This is a genomic window from Trinickia symbiotica, assembly GCF_002934455.1.
In the GTDB taxonomy this organism is placed as follows: Bacteria; Pseudomonadota; Gammaproteobacteria; order Burkholderiales; family Burkholderiaceae; genus Trinickia; species Trinickia symbiotica.
Genome location: NZ_PTIR01000055.1, coordinates 1 through 2,412, shown reverse-complemented (window position 1 = coordinate 2,412; position 2,412 = coordinate 1). Strand labels below are relative to the sequence as shown.

2 protein-coding genes are annotated in these 2,412 nt (G+C 60.6%); both read left to right on the top strand.

From position 1 onward, the window contains the following. The first annotated feature begins 112 nt into the window (after positions 1-112). Positions 113-1,597 carry an IS21 family transposase gene (gene istA, locus B0G57_RS30675; RefSeq protein WP_102607430.1) on the top strand — a complete coding sequence of 495 codons (1,485 nt, stop codon included), beginning with the start codon at positions 113-115 and terminating at the stop codon, positions 1,595-1,597. Next, positions 1,590-2,363, top strand: a complete 774-nt coding sequence (istB, locus tag B0G57_RS30670) for an IS21-like element helper ATPase IstB (RefSeq protein WP_102607429.1) — start codon at positions 1,590-1,592, stop codon at positions 2,361-2,363. The genes istA and istB overlap by 8 nt, the downstream gene beginning before the upstream one ends. Positions 2,364-2,412 lie beyond the last annotated feature (49 nt).

Below are 2,412 nucleotides of genomic sequence, written 5' to 3'. Positions count from 1 at the left end.
TGTCTGGCGACAATTACTTTTGCCGGTGGCGACAACTAGATTTGCCGGTGTTCGGCGGCTGACCTGCTGAGGTCGCGGCCGTCGCTATCATGCGGCTCCTTCCGGAGCCAGCATGAAAAAAGACGGAGAAATCAAATTGTTGCGGGAAGAACGGCGGAAAGGAGCGAGCCAGAAGCTGGCAGCAGCGCGAACCGGTATGAGCGAGCGCACGGTCCGTAAGTACGAGCGTGCTGGCACGTTGCCGAGTCAAATGAAGAAGCCGCGCACGCATCGCACGCGGGAGAATCCGTTTAGCCTCGACTGGCCGTGGGTTGAGGAACACCTCAAGCGAGACCCGGCATTGCAGGCCAAGACGCTGTTCGCGCTGCTGTGCCAGGCGTTTCCGGGGCGATATCAGGAAGGCCAGCTGCGTACGTTGCAGCGGCACATTCAAGCGTGGCGAGTTCGTCACGGCCCGGAACAGGAGGTCATGTTTCCACAGGAGCATGTGCCCGGGCGCATGGCTCAATCCGATTTCACTTCGATGAATAGCCTGAGAGTAACGATCTCGGGCACGGCATTCCCGCACCTGGTCTATCACCTGGTGCTGACCTACTCGAACGTGGAGGCCATACGCATTTGCTTCTCCGAGAGCTTCGAGGCGCTGGCCGAAGGGCTTGAAGCGTGCCTGTGGCAGATCGGCGGTGTTCCCGAATGGCACCGCACCGACAATCTCACCGCGGCCGTACGCGACCTCGATCGCGAAGGAATGCACGAGTTCACGCAGAACTATCGAGCATTGCTCGCCCATTACGGCATGCAGCCGTCGGCGAACACGGCCGGATGCGCTAACCAGAACGGTGACGTCGAGCAATCGCACTTCCGGTTCAAAGAGGCCGTGGATCAGGCACTGCGGGTTCGCGGCACGCGAGACTTCGGAACGCGTAGCGATTACGAACACTTCCTTGGAGAACTTGTTCGGCAGCGCAATCTCACACGCTCGCAACGATTCGAGCAGGACCGAGCGGCGCTTAGGCCGCTGCCCGCGGCGCCGTTGGACTTCACGCGCGAGGTCTCGGTGCGCGTCTCTCGTTTCAGTTTGATTCGGGTGCTCAACAATCATTACTCCGTGCCGTCGCGATTGATCGGTGCGACGCTGAAAGCGCGCATCCGCTCGGAGAGCTTAGACCTTTACCACGGGACGGCGCATGTTCTCACTCTTCCGCGCTTGACCGGCCGCAATCAGCGACGAATCGACTACCGGCACCTAATCTGGTCGCTGGTAAGAAAGCCCGGGGCGTTCGCGGCCTACTGCTACAGAGACGAGCTGTTTCCAACGACCACGTTCCGCCGGGCCTACGACGCATTGCTTGCCGCAACGCCGACGAAGGCGGACCGGGAATACCTACGCCTGTTGCATTTAGCTGCGAGCACGTCCGAGGCCGAAATCGATGAAGCAATCGGCCGCGTGTTGGATGAGGACCGCGTACCGACACTCGATGTCGTGCGCGAACTCGTCGCAAGCCCTGCGCCGACACCGGTGCCGAAGATCGGCAAGGCCGCCATCAACTTGCGCGACTACGACGCACTGATTCCGTCACGGAGCAACCATGCATAACGCCCGCGAAGAGTTGCTGGTGTCGCTTCGTGCGCTCAATCTCGGTGCCATGGCGGCAGCCGTGGAAGAGACGGCACTGCGAGCAGCAAAAGAAGGGCTGACGCATGAAGCGTTCCTTCTCGAGCTGGCTCGTATCGAACGTGCAGCGAAGACGTCGCGCCGAATCGAGCGACTACTGAGGCAATCGGAATTGCTGCCCGAGAAGAGCTTCCGCACGCTAAAGCTGGAAAGATTCGATCCGGCCACTCGCATGCAGATCGAGCGTTTGCGCAGCGGCAGCTTCCTCAAGGATGCCACCAACGTGGTCGCGGTCGGCCGACCTGGTGCGGGGAAAAGCCATCTTGCCTGCGCATTGGGGCACGCGCTCGTCGAGCAAGGCTACCCGGTCCTGTTCACACCCACGGGGGCCTTGGTGCAGCGGCTACTGGCAGCAAAGCGCGATCTGCGTTTGCCGCAAGAGCTAGCGAAGCTGGATCGCTTCGAGTGCCTCATTCTGGACGACATCGGCTACGTCCAGCATGACCGAGACGAAATGGAAGTGCTGTTCACGTTGCTCGCCGAGCGCTACGAGCGCAAGAGCATCGTCATCACAACAAACCTCGTGTTCTCAGAATGGGAACGCATCTTTAAGGACCCGATGACCACGCTCGCGGCCATCGACCGCGTTGTCCATCACAGTGTCGTTCTCGACCTGATGAGCGTTGAAAGCTATCGGGCGAAAGCTGCCGGCGCGAAGCCGACGGCGTCAGCCCCGGTAGCAGCATAGGGCGGCAATTTTAGTTGTCGTCGGCGGCGGTTGTAGTTGACGCCAGACA

Coding starts and splice junctions, on each gene's coding strand:
- istA (WP_102607430.1), top strand. CDS start 113: ATGAAAAAAGACGGAGAAATCAAATTGTTGCGGGAAGAACGGCGGAAA.
- istB (WP_102607429.1), top strand. CDS start 1,590: ATGCATAACGCCCGCGAAGAGTTGCTGGTGTCGCTTCGTGCGCTCAAT.